Origin of the sequence: Cryobacterium sp. Hh7, from assembly GCF_004403155.1 — a bacterium.
Taxonomy (GTDB): Bacteria; Actinomycetota; Actinomycetes; order Actinomycetales; family Microbacteriaceae; genus Cryobacterium; species Cryobacterium levicorallinum.
The window spans coordinates 1-1,918 of sequence record NZ_SOHG01000017.1; the positions used below are offsets into that span (position 1 = coordinate 1).

Annotated in this window: 1 protein-coding gene; it reads right to left on the reverse strand. The window is 63.1% G+C overall.

The window, feature by feature from the left end; genetic code table 11:
• Positions 1-84: 84 nt before the first annotated feature.
• Positions 85-1,794, reverse strand: a complete 1,710-nt coding sequence (locus E3T43_RS06755; RefSeq protein WP_134471811.1) for an IS1634 family transposase — start codon at positions 1,792-1,794, stop codon at positions 85-87.
• Positions 1,795-1,918: the final 124 nt, after the last annotated feature.

Consider the following 1,918-nt stretch of genomic DNA (forward strand, 5'->3'; position numbering starts at 1 on the left):
CTAGCGGGAGTTTCCTAGCTAGCCTCGGTCAGAGTTCCAGAAGTGCTGGTCAACTCGGGTTTTGGCGGCTGGGTTTTGTATGACCTAACTTTTCTTCGGGGCCCACTGGGCGAGGTTGAAGATCTCGGCCAGTTGGTCCTGGGTGGGGGTGGTCGTGGTGAGCATTCGGCGGGCTTTGGGACGCCCGCCGGTTGAAGAGAAGATCATGACGGTCTCCTGAATCTTTTCGAGCTGGTCGAGGAGCTCCCGGACTGAGAGGTGCAGGCCGGCCTGCTCGGCCTGCCGGCGCATGAGGTGCGCGATTTGCAGCGCCAGGACACAGGTGAAGGTGTGCACGCGAATGTTGTGCTCGGTCCAGTGATGCATGGGCGAGAACGACACCACATGGGGGTCTTTGAGCTGGCGGAAGCTGAACTCCGCGTCAGATTGTGATCGGTAGGCGGCCACGACATCAGCGATCGGCCAATCGTCCTGGTCGGTGACGAGGACGCGCTTGCCAAACACCTCGGTCTCCAACGCGAGGCGGGCGTCATTATCGACCGTGAATGTGAGCTGATGCGTGGCCGGCGTGGTGCCGGTTAGCTCCCAGGTCAGGACGCGGCGAACCCAGTGGTCGTGGGTGATCGACCGGATCTCCTCGGCGACGTGCTCGGTGCTGCGCCGGGTTTTCCCGCGCGCCAGCGTCGCGGCGAGTTCGGTCAGGAGCACCTCGGCTTTGCTGAGGGTTTGCACGAATCCGACGGCTTGTTTGTCGTGCAGGGTCGGGGAGTGCGTGAGAATCACCCGGCGTTCAGAGCCATAAACGGTTCGGCGGGTCTCGACCGCGCTCATCCCGCCGAATCGGTCCTGATCGACGATGCGGCGGTCGCTCGCGGGCAGGGTAAGCAGATCAGCAACGACGGATGGTGGGATGGAACCCACGAAGGAGAGGCCGGTGGCGGTGACGTGAGCAAAGTTGCTCAGGGAGTTTTGGCCGGCGTCGAAGACGACCGTCATCTCCGCCGGCGCCGCCCGGCCAGCCTTCGCGGCCAGGGCCGTGTGGCGGGCGCTGAGGAGGTCGATCATCAGCGGGAACTGGGTCACGTCGGGCCGGTTTCCGGGGTAAGCGTGGGCGACCAGAGGCACGCCGCCGTCACGGGTGACGACCAGACCCAGACCGACCAGGCGCAGGTCGGTGCGTTTCTGCTTCGCTTTGCCACGCTGAGCGATGGGCGCCTTGTCGTTGGCGGAATCGATATAGGTCGCGAAGTTGGTCATATCCAACGCCAACGCTGAGATGTTCAGGCTGAACGTGGTGATCATCGCCACCGCGAGTCGTTGCTCAATCTCGGCGAGCTGGTCCCCGGTGACTTTGTGCATCGCGTCCCAGAACCGGCGATGGTCCAGCACGCTCGCCGGCACCTTCGTGAATCGGTCCGCGGCAGTGCTTTTCCACCAGTCCGCGAAGCCCAGTTTCGACGTCGGGGCGACAACCCGGTTCAGCGCAGCCAGCGCCAGGTAGGTCCCCACCGACGCTCCAGCGTCACTGCGGCGCGCGCCGACGACATCGTCGATGATCCCGGCCACGTCGAGGCGGTTCAGAATCTCCCAGACCGCGGCCGTGTCTCCGAAGCCGAGGTGCTGCGACTTCGACGGCAACGATTCGGCCTCACGGGCATCATGCAACGCCTCGATATCGGCCGCCGACCCCAGATAGCGTTCGGAGACCATCTTGGGCTTGCCGTCGACACGGGCCATCTCCCGCAGGTACCAGTACGGCTTCCCGTTGATCGTCTTCTTATACAAACTAGCCATACTTTAGGTCATACGCTCTCAAGGACCAAAAGTCACGCCACCACGCCGAAGAACGCCAGACCAGCACTGGAATTGACTTCAGCGCAATCTGGCGTTCCGGAAATAGCTAGGAAACTCCCGCTAG

What these genes read in the sequence shown, in the direction of transcription:
- E3T43_RS06755 (WP_134471811.1), bottom strand. Translation starts at nt 1,794, where the DNA reads ATGGCTAGTTTGTATAAGAAGACGATCAACGGGAAGCCGTACTGGTAC.